The sequence below is a fragment of the Collimonas sp. OK607 genome (assembly GCF_900111995.1).
GTDB lineage: Bacteria > Pseudomonadota > Gammaproteobacteria > Burkholderiales > Burkholderiaceae_D > Collimonas.
This window is the reverse complement of record NZ_FOKF01000065.1, coordinates 1-18,730: the sequence shown is the minus strand read 5'-3', so window position 1 is coordinate 18,730 and position 18,730 is coordinate 1. Positions and strand designations below refer to the sequence as shown.

The following is an 18,730-nucleotide window of genomic DNA, read 5'->3' as shown; positions in this document are numbered from 1 at the left end:
ATGGAAGAAGGTCTGCGTTTCGCAATCCGCGAAGGTGGCCGTACTGTTGGTGCAGGTGTTGTTGCCAAGATCCTGCCTGACGCGTAATAGCAAAAAGTTGTAATCGCCGCGACCCGGGAAATTCCCGCCTCGCGGCGTTGATGTCTGAATGGTATGCAAACGGTAGTATCAAGTTAGCTGGCCAAGCCGTTCAGATAAAGTGTTTTAAGCGTAGGGGTGTAGCTCAATTGGCAGAGCGCCGGTCTCCAAAACCGGAGGTTGGGGGTTCGATGCCCTCCGCCCCTGCCACCGATTCAGGTGTAGGGTACTGAAGTTACTGAAAGTAAGCCGCGTATGTCTAACCACCCTGTGCAAACTGTCGGCGAAGCCGGTAGCAAGCTCAAAGTAATACTGGCAGTTTTGGCTGTCGTCGCCGGCGTTGTCGGCTTTTATTTTTTGTCGGGCCAGTCTGGTCTGGTGCGCGCTGGTGCACTGGTTGCCGGTTTGGTGGTGGCAGTCGCACTGGCATGGACTTCGACTCAAGGTCGTGAGTTCCTGGGTTTTGCCAAAGAAGCTGTGCGCGAGACCAAAAAAGTTGTTTGGCCGACCCGCAAGGAAGCGATGCAGATCACTGCCATCGTTTTCGCATTTGTGCTGGTAATGGCGATTTTCCTCTGGGGCATCGATAAGCTTCTCGAGGTCTTGTTGTACGACGTGATATTGGGTTGGAAACAATAATGAGCGATAGCACACAAAACGATGCGCAAGCAACTCCGCCTGCTGTGACGCCTTCGGCGCCAGTGGGCAAAAAGCGCTGGTATGTGGTGCATGCTTATTCCGGTATGGAAAAGAGCGTGCAACGCGCGCTGACCGAGCGGATCGACCGCGCTGGAATGCAAGAACAGTTTGGCCAGATCCTGGTGCCGACTGAAGAAGTGATTGAAGTTAAGAATGGCCAGAAAGCCGTTACCGAACGTCGTTTCTTCCCAGGCTATGTGCTGGTTGAGATGGAAATGACTGACGAAACCTGGCATCTGGTGAAGAACACCAACAAGGTAACCGGTTTCATCGGCGGCAAGTCGAACAAGCCTACTCCGATTCCGCAGCATGAAGTCGACAAGATCATGCAACAGATGCAAGACGGCATCGAGAAGCCGCGGCCTAAGGTCTTGTATGAAGTTGGCGAGCTGGTACGTATCAAGGAAGGTGCTTTCACCGACTTCAACGGTAACGTGGAAGAAGTGAATTACGAAAAATCGCGCGTGCGCGTGACCGTCACCATCTTCGGCCGTGCTACACCGGTTGAGCTGGAATTCGACAAGGTTGAAAAGGTCTGACCTGGTTTTGCCGGGCCGGATAGTAATAGTAAGAATATTAGTAACAAGAAGAACAACAAATTAAACGCCTTTCGGAGCGTCATGCATTAAACCGCATGGAATTCGATGCAGTAAGAGGAGCCCCACTAGGTTGCGGTTTGATCGAACGGGCGCTAATACTCACAACAATCAGGAGCCATCATGGCAAAGAAAATCATTGGTTTTATCAAGCTGCAAGTTCCAGCTGGTAAAGCAAACCCATCCCCACCAATTGGTCCAGCACTGGGTCAGCGCGGTCTGAACATCATGGAATTCTGTAAGGCATTTAATGCCCAGACCCAAGGTGTTGAGCCAGGTCTGCCAATCCCGGTCGTGATCACAGCGTTCGCCGACAAGTCCTTCACATTCGTGATGAAGACTCCTCCGGCAACGATTCTGATCAAGAAGGCTGCTGGTATCACCAAGGGTTCGGCTAAGCCGCATACCGACAAAGTCGGTTCGATCACCCGTAAGCAAGCAGAAGAAATCGCTACCTTGAAGAAGCCCGATTTGACTGGTGCTGATCTGGAAGCTGGCGTACGTACTATCGCCGGTTCTGCTCGTTCGATGGGCATCACGGTGGAGGGTCTGTAATGGCTAAGTTAACTAAACGCGCAAAAGCGATCAAATCTAAGATTGATAGCACCAAGGTATATCCATTTGACAGCGCTGTTGCGTTGATCAAGGAATGCGCTACTGCAAAATTCAATGAGTCGATCGACGTGTCCGTCCAATTGGGCGTTGATGCAAAGAAATCGGACCAAGTGGTTCGCGGTTCCGTCGTGCTGCCAGCTGGCACCGGCAAGACCGTTCGCGTTGCAGTATTTGCTTCCGGCGAAAAAGCCGAGCAAGCTAAAGCTGCCGGCGCCGACATCGTTGGTATGGAAGACCTGGCTGAGCAAATCAAAGCCGGCAACATGCCTTTCGACATCGTGATCGCATCGCCAGATACCATGCGTATCGTTGGTACCCTGGGCCAGATCCTGGGACCACGAGGCCTGATGCCAAATCCGAAGGTTGGTACCGTGACTGCTGACGTTGCAACTGCCGTCAAGAATGCAAAAGCCGGTCAAGTGCAATACCGTACCGACAAAGCCGGTATCATTCACGCAACTATCGGTCGTAAATCGTTTAGCGATGCAGAACTGAAGTCCAACTTGTTGGCACTGATCGATGCATTGAGCAAAGCTAAGCCAGCTACCAGCAAGGGTGTATACCTGCGCAAGGTTTCCTTGTCTTCGACAATGGGTGCCGGCGTTCGTGTCGATCAGTCGACACTGGCAGCCTAATTAGCTTAGCTGTATTGAATCAAGTCCTGAAGGTGGTGCGCAAGTCGCATTGTCATCAGGCGAATCTTTGGGCTGGATCTGTATTGGCGGTATCGATGCAGGTCCAGGCAATCAAAGACCGTTGGGCGGCGTGTAGCAGGTAGTGCACAAAGTTAAAAATCAAACGGGCAATCGTTTGGCACCCAACGCAGATGGTGTACCCGAACAAGTTTTGTAGTCTCATCGCTGCGTGTTTAATTTCATGCGCTAGTTCTGAACTCCTAACTTCGGACGCCGTGTTCGAACCGATGTGAGGTAAGTAGCCATTTGAGGTTATGTAATTTCCGAGCATCATTTTTGGAGGTTGATCTTGAGTCTCAATCTGAATGACAAAAAGGCCGTAGTCGCCGAAGTCTCTGCAAAAGTAGCTGCTGCTCAGACTATCGTCGTGGCCGAATATCGTGGCATCCAGGTTGGTCACTTGACCCAACTGCGCGCTAATGCGCGTACCCAGGGTGTGTACTTGCGTGTATTGAAAAATACACTGGCACGTCGCGCCGTTGAAGGTACCGCGTTTGCCGACCTCGCCAAAGATATGACTGGCCCGTTGATCTATTCGATCTCCGAGGATGCCGTTGCTGCTGCAAAAGTCATCAATGACTTTGCAAAAACCAACGACAAACTGGTCGTCAAGGCAGGTAACTTCGCTGGCAAGTCGCTTGATAAAGCGGCTGTGCAAGCGTTGGCAAACATTCCAAGTCGCGAAGTTCTGCTGGCCCAAGTTGTGGGCATGATGCAGATGCCGATCGCTGGATTTGTGCGTGGTTTGGCTGCTCTGGCAGCAAAGAAAGAAGCCGAAGCTGCTTAATTGCACTTTCATGGCGCTTTCTTGGCGTTAAAACCAATCAGATGTTATTACTGTAAAAAATTAGGAGTTTCACATGGCTTTTGATAAAGATGCGTTCCTGACCCAGATCGATGGTCTGACTGTTATGGAATTGAATGACCTGGTAAAGGCATTCGAAGAGAAGTTCGGCGTTTCCGCAGCTGCTGTCGCAGTTGCTGGCGGTGCAGGCGGCGGCGCTGCTGCTGCTGTTGAAGAGCAAACCGAGTTCACCGTTATGCTCAAGGGCATCGGCGCGAACAAGGTTGGCGTAATTAAGGCTGTCCGCGAAATCACTGGTCTGGGCTTGAAAGAAGCTAAAGACCTGGTTGACGGCGCACCTAAGGCAGTTAAAGAAGGCGTTTCGAAAGCCGACGCTGATGCAGCAGCCAAGAAATTGGTTGAAGCCGGCGCAGAAGCTGAAATCAAGTAATTTCAGCTTTTTAGAGCGCATTTATTGCGCTGGAGTCAAAGTGCAGAACTCTCGAAAAGGAGGGTTCGGCTTTGGCTCCTTTGTCGTTTTTGATTTTGTTTAGCGCTTGTTGTTTTATTAAGCGTCCGTTGCCATCAAGCTCGAAGGGCTGAGACTTGAGGAATTGTTGGTTAAGACAGTTCAACTTAGACCATTACTAGATCATTAGTTTTATCTACTTTGACTGAAAGATCCAGCGAATCCTGAATTCTCTATCCTTCCTGTCACTCACGGAGTGTTCAATGCACTACTCATTTACTGAGAAGAAGCGTATTCGTAAATCTTTTGCGAAACGCGCTAACGTTCACCACGTTCCGTTCCTGCTGGCGACCCAGCTCGAGTCGTATCTTGGCTTTTTACAAGCAGACAAAGTACCGTCTCAACGTAAGAACGAGGGCCTGCAATCGGCTTTCACTTCTATTTTCCCTATCGTTTCGCACAATGGTTTTGCGCGTCTCGAGTTCCTGTCGTACGTTCTCGGTGATCCACCGTTTGACGTCAAGGAATGCCAGCAGCGTGGATTGACGTTCGCGTCGCCATTGCGTGCCAAGGTACGTCTGGTGATTCTTGATAAAGAATCGCCGACCAAGCCGGTCGTCAAGGAAATGAAAGAACAAGAAGTTTACATGGGCGAATTGCCGCTCATGACAACTACCGGTTCGTTCGTTATCAACGGCACCGAGCGCGTTATCGTATCGCAGCTGCATCGCTCGCCAGGCGTGTTCTTTGAACATGACCGCGGCAAGACGCACTCGTCTGGTAAATTGCTGTTCTCGGCACGTATCATTCCTTACCGTGGTTCATGGCTCGACTTCGAGTTCGATCCGAAAGACATCCTGTTCTTCCGCGTCGACCGTCGCCGCAAGATGCCAGTTACGATCCTGCTGAAAGCAATCGGCATGTCGGTCGAGCAGATCCTGGCTAACTTCTTCGTATTCGACAACTTCGCGTTGCGTAACGAAGGCGCCGAGATGGAATTCGTCGCAGAACGCCTGCGCGGTGAAGTCGCGCGTTTCGACATCACCGACAAATCGGGCAAGGTCCTGGTCGCTAAAGACAAGCGTATCAATTCCAAGCACGTGCGTGACGTTGAAGCTGCCGGCATCAAGCATATCTCGGTACCGGAAGACTACCTGCTGGGCCGCGTCCTGGCGCGCAACATCGTTGACGGCGACACTGGCGAAGTAGTTGCCAACGCCAACGACGAGTTGACCGAAGAGTTGCTGGCCAAACTGCGCGAAGCAGACGTTACCGACATCCAGACTCTGTACACCAACGATCTGGACCAAGGTAGCTACATCTCGCAAACTCTGCGTAGCGATGACACCAACGACCAGATGGCTGCCCGCGTTGCGATCTATCGCATGATGCGTCCTGGCGAACCGCCAACCGAAGATTCGGTTGAGGCGCTGTTCAACGGTCTGTTCTACAACGCTGATCGTTACGATCTGTCGGCTGTCGGCCGCATGAAGTTCAACCGCCGTATCGGCCGTGATGAACTGACTGGCGCCATGACGCTGTCGAACGAAGACGTGCTGGCCGTGATCAAGATCCTGGTTGAATTGCGTAACGGTCGCGGCGAAGTGGACGATATCGATCACTTGGGTAACCGTCGTGTGCGTTGTGTCGGCGAACTGGCTGAGAATCAATTCCGTGCCGGTCTGGTGCGGGTTGAGCGCGCAGTCAAGGAACGTCTCGGCCAAGCCGAAGCGGACAACCTGATGCCGCATGACCTGATCAATTCCAAGCCGATTTCGGCCGCTATCCGTGAATTCTTCGGTTCGTCGCAGTTGTCGCAGTTTATGGACCAAACCAATCCGCTGTCGGAAATCACCCACAAGCGCCGTGTATCGGCACTTGGACCGGGCGGTTTGACCCGTGAGCGCGCTGGCTTTGAAGTCCGCGACGTGCATCCGACCCATTACGGCCGCGTTTGCCCGATCGAAACACCGGAAGGCCCGAACATTGGTCTGATCAACTCGCTGGCTTTGTATGCTCGCCTGAACGAATACGGTTTCCTCGAGACACCGTACCGCAAGGTTGAAGACAGCAAGGTTACCGACCAGATCGATTATCTGTCGGCCATTGAAGAAGGTCGCTACATCATCGCCCAGGCGAATGCGACTATCGACAAGTCCCTGAAATTGTCCGATGAACTGGTTTCTGCACGTGAAGCCGGCGAAACGATCCTGGTATCGCCAGAACGCGTCCAGTACATGGACGTGGCGCCAGGCCAGGTGGTTTCGGTTGCTGCTTCGCTGATCCCGTTCCTCGAACACGATGATGCGAACCGTGCGTTGATGGGTGCCAACATGCAACGTCAGGCAGTTCCTTGCCTGCGTCCGGAGAAGGCATTGGTCGGTACCGGTATCGAACGTACCGTGGCAGTCGACTCGGGTACCACCGTGCAGGCACTGCGTGGCGGTATCGTCGATTACGTCGATGCGGGTCGTGTCGTTATCCGTGTGAATGACGAAGAAGCGACTGCCGGCGAAGTCGGTGTCGATATCTACAACCTGATCAAGTACACGCGTTCGAACCAGAACACCAACATCAACCAACGGCCGATCGTGCAGGTTGGTGACCGCGTCGCCAAGCACGACGTGATCGCCGATGGCGCATCGACCGATCTGGGCGAACTGGCTCTGGGTCAGAACATGCTGGTGGCGTTTATGCCATGGAACGGCTACAACTTCGAAGATTCGATTTTGATCTCCGAAAAAGTCGTGGCTGACGATCGCTACACTTCGATCCATATCGAAGAGTTGTCGGTGGTTGCACGTGACACCAAGCTGGGCGCTGAAGAAATCACCCGCGACATTTCCAACCTGGCCGAAAACCAGTTGGCGCGTCTGGATGAATCCGGCATCGTCTACATCGGTGCTGAAGTTGAAGCCGGCGATACGCTGGTCGGTAAAGTGACACCTAAGGGTGAAACCCAGCTGACACCTGAAGAAAAGCTGCTGCGCGCGATCTTCGGTGAAAAAGCTTCAGACGTAAAAGATACATCGCTGCGCGTGCCTTCTGGCATGGTCGGTACGGTCATCGACGTGCAAGTGTTTACCCGCGAAGGCATCCAACGCGACAAACGTGCACAACAGATTATCGACGACGAACTGCAACGCTATCGCCTGGACCTGAACGACCAGTTGCGGATTGTTGAAGGCGATGCCTTCGAACGTCTGGAACGTATGTTGATCGGCAAGGTTGTCAACGGCGGTCCGAAGAAACTGGCCAAGGGTGCCAAGCTGACCAAGGAATACCTGGCAGACCTGGATAAATACCACTGGTTCGATATTCGTCCGGCGGATGACGATGCTGCCGTGGCACTGGAAGCGATCAAGGAATCGATCGCTGAGAAGCGCCACCAGTTCGATCTGGCATTTGAAGAAAAGCGTAAGAAGCTGACCCAAGGCGATGAGCTGCAGCCTGGCGTACAAAAGATGGTCAAGGTTTACCTGGCCGTCAAGCGCCGTCTGCAACCAGGCGACAAGATGGCCGGTCGTCACGGTAACAAGGGTGTGGTTTCGCGCATTCTGCCGATCGAAGACATGCCGCACATGGCTGACGGTACACCTGCAGATATCGTGCTGAACCCGTTGGGCGTTCCATCGCGGATGAACATCGGTCAGGTTCTGGAAGTGCATCTGGGCTGGGCTGCCAAGGGTCTGGGTCTGCGTATCGGCGAAATGCTGAAGGCGCAAACCAAGATTGCTGAACTGCGCAAGTTCCTGAACACGATCTACAACGAATCGGGCAAGACGGAAGATCTGGACGGCCTGAGCGATGACGAAATCTTGCATCTGGCGGATAACCTGAAGCAAGGTGTGCCATTCGCTACACCAGTGTTCGACGGTGCGCACGAAGAAGAAATTCGTCGCATGCTGGACCTGGCGTATCCGGACGCAATCGCCAAGCAGCTCGGCATGACGCCATCGAAGAACCAGGTGACGATGTATGACGGTCGTACCGGTGAAGCCTTCGAGCGTAACGTCACTGTCGGCTACATGCATTACCTGAAACTGCACCATCTGGTCGATGACAAGATGCATGCACGTTCCACCGGTCCTTACTCGCTCGTTACCCAGCAACCGCTGGGTGGTAAAGCGCAGTTCGGTGGCCAGCGTTTCGGTGAGATGGAAGTTTGGGCATTGGAAGCTTACGGTGCGTCGTACGTGCTGCAGGAAATGCTGACAGTGAAGTCGGATGACGTAAACGGTCGTACCAAAGTGTATGAAAACCTGGTCAAGGGTGACCATGTAATCGATGCTGGCATGCCGGAATCCTTCAACGTGTTGTTGAAAGAAATCCGTTCATTGGGCATCGACATGGACCTCGACCGCGAGTAAACCGTCGTACTGGTGCAGCACAGAGCAGTAGGGTGGGCAGAGTTGCCCGCCCTACGCAGCAATAGTAAAGAATCTTAGTTTCTTCACGCCAACTGGAGTGATACATGAAAGCACTGCTCGATTTATTCAAGCAAGTTCAGCAAAATGAACAGTTCGACTCGATCAAGATTGGTCTGGCGTCGCCCGAAAAAATTCGTTCGTGGTCTTATGGCGAAGTAAAAAAGCCTGAAACCATCAACTATCGTACCTTCAAGCCAGAGCGCGACGGTCTGTTTTGCGCCAAGATTTTTGGCCCAATCAAGGATTACGAATGCCTCTGCGGTAAGTACAAGCGTCTGAAGCATCGCGGTGTTATCTGCGAAAAGTGCGGCGTTGAAGTCACACTGGCAAAAGTGCGTCGCGAGCGCATGGGCCACATTGAACTGGCCTCGCCAACCGCGCATATCTGGTTCCTGAAATCGCTGCCGTCGCGTCTGGGCATGGTCCTCGACATGACCCTGCGGGATATCGAACGCGTATTGTATTTTGAAGCCTACGTCATCACCGATCCAGGTATGACTCCGCTGAAACGCTGCCAGATCATGTCGGAAGACGACTACGCCGCCAAGTACGAAGAGTACGGCGACGATTTCACCGCATTCATGGGCGCCGAAGGCATCCGTGAGTTGCTGCGCGCGATCGATATCGATCGTGATGCGGAAACCCTGCGTCAGGAATTGAAAGAGTCGAAGTCCGAAGCCAAGATCAAGAAATACGCCAAGCGCCTGAAAGTGCTGGAAGCGTTCCAACGTTCGGGTATCAAGCCTGACTGGATGATCATGGAAGTGTTGCCAGTGCTGCCGCCTGAGTTGCGTCCGCTGGTACCGCTGGATGGCGGCCGTTTCGCTACCTCCGACCTGAACGACCTGTATCGCCGCGTCATCAACCGTAACAACCGTCTGAAGCGCCTGATGGAATTGCGCGCTCCGGAAATCATCACCCGCAACGAAAAGCGGATGTTGCAGGAAGCGGTTGACTCGCTGCTGGACAACGGCCGTCGCGGTAAGGCAATGACTGGCGCCAACAAGCGTCCGTTGAAATCCCTGGCAGAAATGATCAAGGGTAAGGGCGGCCGTTTCCGTCAGAACTTGCTGGGTAAACGCGTCGACTATTCCGGCCGTTCGGTTATCGTGGTGGGTCCACAACTGAAATTGCATCAATGCGGCTTGCCGAAATTGATGGCGTTGGAACTGTTCAAGCCGTTCATTTTCCACAAGCTGGAAGTGATGGGCATCGCCAGCACGATCAAGGCAGCCAAGAAGGAAGTTGAAAACCAGACTTCCGTGGTGTGGGACATCCTGGAAGACGTGATCCGTGAACATCCGGTCATGTTGAACCGTGCGCCTACATTGCACCGTCTGGGTATCCAGGCGTTTGAGCCGGTCCTGATCGAAGGCAAGGCAATTCAATTGCACCCGCTGGTCTGCGCCGCATTCAACGCCGACTTTGACGGCGACCAAATGGCGGTCCACGTACCACTGTCGATCGAAGCACAGATGGAAGCGCGCACTTTGATGCTGGCTTCCAACAACATCCTGTTCCCATCGAACGGCGAACCGTCGATCGTACCGTCGCAGGATATCGTGTTGGGTCTGTACTACGCCACCCGTGAGCAAATCAACGGCAAGGGCGAAGGCATGATGTTCCCTGACGTGTCGGAAGCCATCCGTGCTTACGACAACAAGGAAGTCGAGCTGACTACCCGCGTTACCGTGCGTATTACCGAGTATCCGAAGGATCCGGTCACAGGTGAATTCGTCAAGACCATCAAGCGTTACGAAACGACTGTCGGCCGTGCGATCCTGTCGGAAATCCTGCCTAAGGGCCTGCCATTCACCGTGCTGAACCGCGCGTTGAAAAAGAAGGAAATCTCGAAGCTGATCAACACGGCATTCCGTAAGTGCGGCCTGCGCGCTACGGTGGTGTTTGCCGACCAGCTGATGCAGTCCGGTTTCCGTTTGGCGACCCGTGCCGGTATCTCGATCTGCGTGGATGACATGCTGGTACCGCCACAAAAGGCAACCATCATCGCTACTGCAGAACAAGAAGTTAAGCAGATCGAACAGCAATACTCGTCCGGTCTGGTAACTGCTGGCGAACGCTACAACAAGGTTGTGGACATCTGGGGCAAGGCTGGCGACGACGTCGGCAAGGCCATGATGGAACAGCTGAAGGTAGAAGACGTGGTTCGCCGCGACGGCACCAAGGGCACGCAAGAATCGTTCAATGCGATTTACATGATGGCCGACTCCGGTGCGCGCGGTTCCGCAGCACAGATTCGTCAGCTGGCCGGTATGCGTGGCCTGATGGCGAAACCGGATGGTTCGATTATCGAAACGCCGATCACCGCGAACTTCCGCGAAGGTCTGAACGTTTTGCAGTACTTTATTTCGACCCACGGTGCACGTAAAGGTCTGGCCGATACCGCGCTGAAAACCGCGAACTCGGGTTACCTGACACGTCGTCTGGTTGACGTGACCCAGGATCTGGTCGTGATCGAAGACGACTGCGGCACTTCCAATGGCGCCTCGATGAAGGCGATGGTTGAAGGTGGTGAAGTTATCGAAGCGCTGCGCGACCGTATCCTCGGCCGTGTTGCTGCTAACGACATCGTCAATCCGGAAACCCAGGGCACGCTGTACGAAGCCGGCACGTTGCTGGACGAAGATGCAGTTGAAGAAATCGAACGCCTCGGCATCGATGAAGTCAAGGTCCGCACACCGCTGACATGCGACACACGCTATGGCCTGTGCGCACAATGTTACGGTCGCGACCTGGGCCGTGGCTCGCTGGTCAATAACGGTGAAGCAGTCGGTGTGGTTGCTGCGCAGTCGATCGGTGAACCTGGTACCCAGCTGACCATGCGTACGTTCCACATCGGTGGTGCGGCATCGCGTTCGGCAGTGGCATCCAGTGTTGAAGCCAAGTCCAACGGTACGGTCCGCTTCACGGCGACCATGCGTTACGTGACTAACGGCAAGGGCGAGCTGATCGTGATTTCCCGTTCTGGTGAAGTCCTGATCACTGACGACCATGGCCGTGAGCGTGAGCGTCATAAAGTACCGTACGGTGCAACCCTGATCGTCAAGGATGGCTTGACCATCAAGGCCGGTACGGCATTGGCGACATGGGATCCGTTGACCCGTCCGATCATTACCGAGTACACCGGTACAGTGCGTTTCGAGAACGTCGAAGAAGGTTCGACCGTTGCCCGTCAGATCGATGAAGTTACCGGTCTGTCGACATTGGTGGTTATCGATGCGAAGCGTCGTGGTTCGGTTACCAAGACTGTTCGTCCGCAAGTTAAGCTGTTGAACGAGCAAGGCGAAGAAGTCAAGATCGCCGGCACTGAACACGCTGTGACGATCGGCTTCCAGGTTGGCGCGCTGATTACCGTGAAAGACGGTCAGCAAGTGCACGTTGGTGAAGTGTTGGCACGTATCCCGACTGAATCGCAAAAGACACGCGATATTACCGGTGGTCTGCCACGCGTTGCCGAGCTGTTCGAAGCACGTTCGCCGAAGGATGCAGGTATGCTGGCTGAAGTCACAGGTACTGTGGCATTCGGTAAGGAAACCAAGGGTAAGCAACGTCTGGAAATCACAGACATGGACGGCAACAAGCACGAGTTCCTGATTACCAAGGACAAGCAAGTGCTGGTACATGACGGCCAGGTTGTGAACAAGGGTGAAATGATTGTCGACGGCCCTGCCGATCCGCAAGACATCCTGCGCCTGTTGGGTATCGAAGCGCTGGCGCGTTACATCGTCGACGAAGTCCAGGACGTGTATCGCTTGCAAGGCGTGAAGATCAACGACAAGCACATCGAAGTGATCGTGCGCCAGATGTTGCGTCGCGTTCAGATCGTTGATGCCGGCGATGCGTCTTATATCACTGGTGAGCAGGTCGAGCGTTCGGAACTGCTGGACGAAAACGATCGCGTGATTGCAGCGGGCAAGATTCCTGCAACTTACGAAAACGTATTGCTGGGTATTACCAAGGCATCCTTGTCGACCGATTCGTTCATTTCGGCCGCATCGTTCCAGGAAACCACCCGGGTGTTGACCGAAGCCGCAATCATGGGCAAGAAAGACACTCTGCGCGGTCTGAAGGAAAACGTTATCGTCGGTCGTCTGATTCCAGCCGGCACCGGTCTCGCGTTCCATCGTGCACGCAAGGAAAAAGACAGCTGGGAAGCGGAAGAACGCACAGCACTGCTGCAATCCGAGCAGGCAGCACGTCTCGCAGCTGCAGAAGCACGTGCGGCTGAAGAGTTGAACGCACAGCAGGGCGACGAAGCTTAATCCTGTAGTTGGTAAGTAAGTAAAACGGCAGTGGATGAGAAATCATCCACTGCCGTTTTTATTTGTGCTGCTGGAAAGTCTTCTTGCTTCAGGCAAATCAGAACAGCGTTTTCAATCTAATTTCTTATTTTCCGAAAAAATCGGCATGTGTGCCGGTGCGTTCGAAATGTACCTTGTTTTCGTCAGCGGTATAAATCAGAAGCCAGTCAAGTAGGGTGGGCATGGATGTCCACGCGTGAACTCACATTACGTAGATGCTTGTTTCATTGTCCGATGAGTATGTACTCCGGTTATCGCGGTCCGCGTGGGCACAAAAGCGTGCCCACCCTACGCGGAGATTCCCTGGGGTGGCCCTTGACTGAACGGGATTACGTCTATGGTCTTTATTGTTTCGCTTCTTAAACATCGAATGTTTAATCCCGCTGTTGCTTCAACGGCTTGCCATTGTCGATCACTTCTCTGCAGTCACCCTTGAACGTAGAGTTGTCGTAATCGGTCCAGCCGTAGCTGTCGACGTAGCGTTTGTGCGGCCGTAGTTTGCTGCTCAGGAAGCTCCATTCCAGGCGCTCGTCGGGATAGCGGATATCGGCCAGGTCGAGCAGCGAGTGGAATACGTTCTCGGTAGTCATCCGCGTGCGTTTATGGCGCAGCAGTTGCTCCACTTTGTCCGGATAGGTTTGCTTGTACAAATCCGAATACCACATCAGGGCAGGTATGTGGAATTCGAACTGGGTGTTGTGGCCATGGAAGGCGATCTTGCAACTGCCGTCGTACAGCGTCTGGCCGTGATCGGAGAAGTACATCATCGCGCTCAATTGTTTCGAATCCCTGAGCGCATCTATTACTTGCGACAGGAACCAGTCCACATACCGTATCGAGCTGTCGTAACTGTTGTTCAGCGCCGCCTTGTTGGCCAGGTTGGTGTAGGCAGGGTGTTCAATGCCGAACAGCGAGGGTTGCCACTTGTCGAATTCCTGGGGGTAGCGGTGGCTGTAGTTCCAGTGGTTGCCCAGCGTGTGCAGCACGATCAGCTTCTTGGTGGCCGGATCGCCCATCGCTCTCTGCAGTTGCGGCAGCAGGATGGCATCCAGGTTTGAGGCATCGGTGAAGCCACCCAGGTTGAGGAACTGCACCACGTCCGCTTCATTGGCGAAGACCGACACCGGCGTATCGAATTTGCCGTACGACATCTGGTTCGAAATCCAGTAAGTCTTGAATCCTGCCTCCTTGTAGGCGGAGATAAAGGATTTCTCGGCGAAACCGGCTTTCAGGCTATCCGTCGCGGGCTTGCGCGATACCATGACCGGTACCGATAGACGGGTTGCCGATACTGACGTGATGACGTCGGAAAAACTGACCAGGTTGCTCTCTTTGCTCAGTCGGGGATTAGTGTCACGTTGATAACCATTCAAGCTCCAGCGATCGTAGCGGGAAGATTCGCCAATTACCATAACGACAATTTGCGGTGTGTTTTGTTGGCTTACCTGATGTGCGCCAAAATGGAATTCGCGATTCTTGTGTGCAAGTTCATCCAGGTATTCCCGCTCTTTCCAGAAGTCGTAACCGCGTACCGCCAGGCCGAACGGCCAGGTGCGGCTGACCGGATCCGCTTCCAGCGGTGTCGCCGCCCAGGTGGGAAGCTTGCCGAAATGCATGCCTTGAGCGATGGGCGGAGAGGCAGCCTTGCTAGTTGCGCTGGCCGCCGGCGGGGATTGAATACCGATTTGCTGCCCGTATATCCAAACGCATAAACCAATAGTAAGCACCAACCAACCAAACCAGCGTGAAGGCCCTTCCAGGTCAAGGTCGCGGGTGCGGCAGGCCGCCAGCCAGCTTAGCGCCCACCACAGCACGACCAACGCAAGGATCAGTGCCAGCCACCAGATTTTGTTCCCGAGGAACTCCATGGCTTCGCCAGGGCTGGTTTCGGCGATGATGCCAAGGTGATGGGTTGAAATACCCTGGCCGTAAAACTTGCGCAGATAGATCTCGGTGGGCAAGGCAAAAAAGGCCGGGAACAACAGCCAGTGAAACCAGGCGGGGCGCTTGAAGATGGACCAGATGACCAGCCAGAGCGCAATTTCGGTGACGATGATCCGGATCGGATGATCGATCGTCTGGCCGAACAGCAGCGGCACGAAGGGAACCAGGGACAAGGCAAGGTAGGTAACCAGCACGAACAGGTTATTGCGGCGAAACAAGGCTGGCATCATCTGGGGAGCAAAATAGTCGAGCCTTATTATCCCGCAAAGCTGCCACAGGGAACCGGACCGGGTGAGATATACACAGCCGATAGCCGCATCTTATATTGCCAAATGCATAACGATGCTGCGTGGCGCCCGGGACTGTCTCAATCTGTTGTGTTTGTGTCGCGTTTGAGGGTAATGCATCCAAGACAGCGGTTGACTGCCAGGCATCATAGGGATATACTCGCGGGTTCTCGATTGTAGGCTCTAATGGGCTGAACGTTCTTTGGTCTGCTTCCGCTTTCTATAGCGCGTTTCTCCTCTACTGCTGAATGTCGATCTGCGCGAACGGTGCGCAAATTGTGCGGTTCCTAGCGCAAGTATCTGTCCAATCCCGGACAACCGATTTCGGGATTGTTGTTATTAACGTCGTAATTTTGTTGGATATATAACGATGCCAACCATCAATCAATTGATTCGCCAGCCGCGCGTTTCTGCGGTCGTAAAGAGCAAATCACCAGCGCTGGAAAACAGCCCGCAAAAACGCGGCGTTTGCACCCGCGTTTATACGACAACTCCAAAGAAGCCAAACTCGGCTCTGCGTAAAGTTGCCAAAGTTCGCCTGACCAACGGTTTCGAAGTTATTTCGTACATCGGCGGTGAAGGCCATAACCTGCAAGAACATAGTGTCGTGCTGTTGCGCGGCGGCCGTGTAAAAGACTTGCCGGGTGTGCGTTACCACATGGTTCGCGGTGCACTGGATACCCAGGGCGTCAAGGATCGTAAGCAAGCACGTTCGAAGTACGGTGCAAAGCGTGCTAAGGCTACAAAGAAATAATAGTTTTCGTACGGCGTAAGCCAAGCGAATAAGTGTCGGTCCCCCATGGGCCGAGTAAGTGGGTAGCTATGATGGCTGTCCGCGAGCGTGCAGAAACAAAAGATCTGCTGCTCAACTGAAGATTGAAAGGAATCGAAATGCCACGTCGTCGTGAAGTCCCCAAGCGGGAGATTCTGCCGGATCCAAAATTCGGTAATGTTGATGTTGCGAAGTTCGTCAACGTCCTGATGTTGTCCGGTAAGAAATCGGTCGCAGAAAACATCATTTACGGTGCCTTCGAGCACATTCAAGCCAAATCCGGCAAAGATCCGCTGGAAGTGTTTGCCCTTGCTATCAGCAACGCCAAACCATTGGTTGAAGTTAAGTCGCGTCGCGTTGGTGGTGCAAACTACCAGGTGCCAGTTGAAGTTCGTCCTGTCCGTCGTATGGCTTTGTCGATGCGTTGGTTGCGTGAAGCAGCTAACAAGCGCAGCGAAAAATCGATGCCGCAACGTCTGGGTGGCGAATTGCTGGAAGCCGCAGAAGGCCGCGGCGGCGCAATGAAAAAGCGTGACGAAGTTCACCGTATGGCAGAAGCGAACAAGGCGTTCTCGCACTTCCGCTTCTAATAGACTGGGCAGCCGGCTCTCTGAATCGAGTCGCTGTCCGCATCTGAAATTTGTTCGAGCCGAGCGCATATTTTTTATAAAAAATGGCGCTCGGTTTCGTGCATTAAAAGACTTAGGATTAAATCATGGCTCGCAAGACCCCCATTGAGCGCTATCGCAATATCGGTATCTCCGCTCACATCGATGCAGGTAAAACCACGACTACAGAACGCGTTCTGTTTTATACCGGTGTGAATCACAAAATCGGTGAAGTGCATGATGGCGCAGCCACCATGGATTGGATGGAACAAGAGCAAGAGCGCGGTATCACCATTACTTCCGCAGCAACGACTTGCTTCTGGAAGGGTATGGCGGGTAATTTCGCTGAACACCACATCAACATCATCGATACTCCGGGCCACGTCGACTTCACGATTGAAGTTGAGCGCTCGATGCGTGTTCTGGATGGCGCCTGCATGGTTTACTGTGCAGTAGGCGGCGTGCAGCCACAATCGGAAACAGTTTGGCGCCAAGCTAACAAGTACAAGGTTCCACGTCTGGCATTCGTCAACAAGATGGACCGTACCGGCGCGAACTTCTTCAAAGTGTACGAGCAAATGCGTTCGCGCTTGAAGGCGAACCCTGTGCCTATGCAAGTACCTATCGGTGCTGAAGAAAAGTTTGAAGGCGTGATCGATCTGGTCAAGATGAAGGCTATCTACTGGGACGACGCTACTCAAGGTATGAAGTTCGACTACCGTGATATTCCTGCTGACCTGGCTGCTGACGCTGCCAAGTGGCGCGAAAACATGGTTGAAGCCGCTGCTGAAGCATCGGAAGAACTGATGAACAAGTACCTGGAAGAAGGCGACCTGACCGAAGCTGAAATCAAGGCTGCGATTCGTCAACGTACCCTGGCCAGCGAAATCGTTCCAATGATGTGCGGCACTGCGTTCAAGAACAAGGGCGTGCAAGCCATGTTGGACGGCGTGGTCGAGTACCTGCCATCGCCATTGGACATTCCGCCAGTACCTGGTCTGGACGAAGATGATGCACCGATCTCGCGTAAGCCGGAAGACGGCGAAAAGTTCTCCGGCCTGGCGTTCAAGATCGCAACCGATCCGTTCGTTGGTCAGATCTGCTTCATGCGCTGCTACTCGGGTACATTGAATTCGGGCGACACCGTTCTGAACTCGATCAAGGGTAAAAAAGAGCGTATCGGCCGTATCGTGCAGATGCACGCGAACCAACGCGAAGAAATCAAGGAAATTCTGGCCGGTGACATCGCTGCGCTGATCGGAATGAAGGATACAACTACTGGCGACACACTGTGTGACGCCAATGCATTCATCATCCTGGAACGCATGATTTTCCCTGAGCCGGTGATTTCGCAGGCAGTTGAGCCTAAGACTAAGCAAGACCAGGAAAAAATGGGCTTGGCTTTGAATCGCCTGGCGGCAGAAGATCCTTCGTTCCGTGTTCGCACAGATGAAGAATCGGGTCAGACCATCATCGCCGGTATGGGCGAGTTGCATCTGGACATTATAGTCGACCGTATGAAGCGTGAATTCAACGTTGAAGCGACCGTCGGTAAGCCACAAGTTGCGTATCGCGAAACCATCCGCAAGACTTGCGAAGAAATCGAAGGCAAGTTCGTCAAGCAATCGGGTGGTCGTGGTCAATACGGTCACGTGGTTCTGAAGATCGAACCGCAAGAACCAGGCAAGGGCTTTGAGTTCGTCGACGCGATCAAGGGCGGTACCGTTCCACGCGAATACATCCCTGCAGTTGAAAAGGGTGTCCGTGAAACATTGAACACCGGTGTCCTGGCCGGCTACCCGGTGGTAGACGTCAAGGTAACCCTGTTCTTCGGTTCGTACCATGACGTTGACTCGAACGAAAATGCGTTCCGCATGGCCGCTTCGATGGCGTTCAAGGACGGCTGCCGTAAAGCCAGCCCGGTTATTCTGGAGCCAATGATGGCTGTTGAAGTTGAAACTCCGGAAGACTACGCTGGTACTGTGATGGGCGATCTGTCGTCGCGTCGCGGTATGGTTCAAGGTATGGATGAAATCGCCGGCGGTGGCGGCAAGATCATCAAGGCCGAAGTACCTCTGTCAGAAATGTTCGGTTACTCGACTTCGTTGCGTTCGGCTACTCAAGGCCGTGCAACTTACTCGATGGAATTCAAGCATTACGCTGAGGCGCCGAAGAACGTTATCGATGCAATCGTAACGTCCAAAGCTAAGTAATCAAGTATGTCGCCCTTGCCTGCCACGAGCGGGCGAGGGCTGAAAATGTTTAATTCATTGTTCATTATTTAATGACATCGTTCTTTTTGAAGGAAGAATAAAATGGCAAAAGGTAAATTCGAGCGGACCAAGCCGCACGTCAACGTTGGTACTATCGGTCACGTTGACCACGGCAAGACCACGCTGACAGCAGCGATCGCGACAGTACTGTCGAAGAA

Annotated in this window: 13 protein-coding genes, 1 tRNA gene and 1 pseudogene; 14 read left to right on the top strand and 1 reads right to left on the bottom strand. The window is 53.5% G+C overall.

The window, feature by feature from the left end; translation table 11 throughout:
- From BM029_RS24455 to rpoC, 10 genes and pseudogenes are all read left to right on the top strand, one after another.
- Positions 1 to 87: pseudogene (locus BM029_RS24455) on the top strand (hypothetical protein); the annotation flags it as partial.
- 125 nt (positions 88 to 212) lie between these two features.
- A tRNA-Trp gene (locus BM029_RS24450) sits at positions 213 to 288 on the top strand.
- A gap of 45 nt (positions 289 to 333) precedes the next feature.
- On the top strand, positions 334 to 717 hold the full coding sequence (secE, locus tag BM029_RS24445) for a preprotein translocase subunit SecE (protein ID WP_092360182.1): 384 nt from the start codon (positions 334 to 336) through the stop codon (positions 715 to 717).
- The gene (nusG, locus tag BM029_RS24440) at positions 717 to 1,316 is read left to right on the top strand and encodes a transcription termination/antitermination protein NusG (protein WP_061532004.1); all 600 of its coding nucleotides are present in this window, start codon (positions 717 to 719) and stop codon (positions 1,314 to 1,316) included. The genes secE and nusG overlap by 1 nt, the downstream gene beginning before the upstream one ends.
- 180 nt (positions 1,317 to 1,496) lie before the next feature.
- Positions 1,497 to 1,928, top strand: a complete 432-nt coding sequence (gene rplK / locus BM029_RS24435) for a 50S ribosomal protein L11 (protein ID WP_038484621.1) — start codon at positions 1,497 to 1,499, stop codon at positions 1,926 to 1,928.
- The gene (gene rplA / locus BM029_RS24430; protein ID WP_092360180.1) at positions 1,928 to 2,623 is read left to right on the top strand and encodes a 50S ribosomal protein L1; all 696 of its coding nucleotides are present in this window, start codon (positions 1,928 to 1,930) and stop codon (positions 2,621 to 2,623) included. Before rplK ends, rplA begins: the two co-directional genes overlap by 1 nt.
- Before the next feature lie 349 nt (positions 2,624 to 2,972).
- Positions 2,973 to 3,470: a 50S ribosomal protein L10 gene (rplJ, locus tag BM029_RS24420; RefSeq protein ID WP_092417284.1), complete on the top strand. Its 498-nt coding sequence runs from the start codon at positions 2,973 to 2,975 to the stop codon at positions 3,468 to 3,470.
- Between the two features lie 73 nt (positions 3,471 to 3,543).
- Positions 3,544 to 3,918, top strand: a complete 375-nt coding sequence (rplL, locus tag BM029_RS24415; protein WP_061936352.1) for a 50S ribosomal protein L7/L12 — start codon at positions 3,544 to 3,546, stop codon at positions 3,916 to 3,918.
- Between the two features lie 281 nt (positions 3,919 to 4,199).
- Entirely contained in the window at positions 4,200 to 8,306 is a 4,107-nt protein-coding gene (gene rpoB, locus BM029_RS24410) for a DNA-directed RNA polymerase subunit beta (RefSeq protein WP_092360177.1), read from the top strand.
- 104 nt (positions 8,307 to 8,410) lie between these two features.
- Positions 8,411 to 12,649 carry a DNA-directed RNA polymerase subunit beta' gene (gene rpoC / locus BM029_RS24405; RefSeq protein ID WP_092417282.1) on the top strand — a complete coding sequence of 1,413 codons (4,239 nt, stop codon included), beginning with the start codon at positions 8,411 to 8,413 and terminating at the stop codon, positions 12,647 to 12,649.
- A gap of 413 nt (positions 12,650 to 13,062) precedes the next feature.
- Here rpoC and BM029_RS24395 read toward each other — a convergent pair whose 3' ends face one another.
- Positions 13,063 to 14,859 (bottom strand): phosphoethanolamine transferase, encoded by a 1,797-nt coding sequence (locus BM029_RS24395; protein ID WP_092440528.1) that lies wholly within the window; start codon positions 14,857 to 14,859, stop codon positions 13,063 to 13,065.
- Positions 14,860 to 15,289: 430 nt separating this feature from the next.
- Between BM029_RS24395 and rpsL the strand changes: the two genes are divergently transcribed.
- From rpsL to BM029_RS24375, 4 genes are all read left to right on the top strand, one after another.
- Positions 15,290 to 15,673 (top strand): 30S ribosomal protein S12, encoded by a 384-nt coding sequence (rpsL, locus tag BM029_RS24390; protein WP_038484640.1) that lies wholly within the window; start codon positions 15,290 to 15,292, stop codon positions 15,671 to 15,673.
- A 137-nt stretch (positions 15,674 to 15,810) separates the two neighbouring features.
- The gene (gene rpsG / locus BM029_RS24385; protein ID WP_014004390.1) at positions 15,811 to 16,281 is read left to right on the top strand and encodes a 30S ribosomal protein S7; all 471 of its coding nucleotides are present in this window, start codon (positions 15,811 to 15,813) and stop codon (positions 16,279 to 16,281) included.
- 125 nt (positions 16,282 to 16,406) lie between these two features.
- The gene (gene fusA, locus BM029_RS24380; protein ID WP_092440522.1) at positions 16,407 to 18,512 is read left to right on the top strand and encodes an elongation factor G; all 2,106 of its coding nucleotides are present in this window, start codon (positions 16,407 to 16,409) and stop codon (positions 18,510 to 18,512) included.
- A gap of 102 nt (positions 18,513 to 18,614) precedes the next feature.
- Positions 18,615 to 18,730, top strand: a 116-nt coding sequence (locus BM029_RS24375; protein WP_204317187.1) for a GTP-binding protein, incomplete at its 3' end; no start/stop codon positions are given.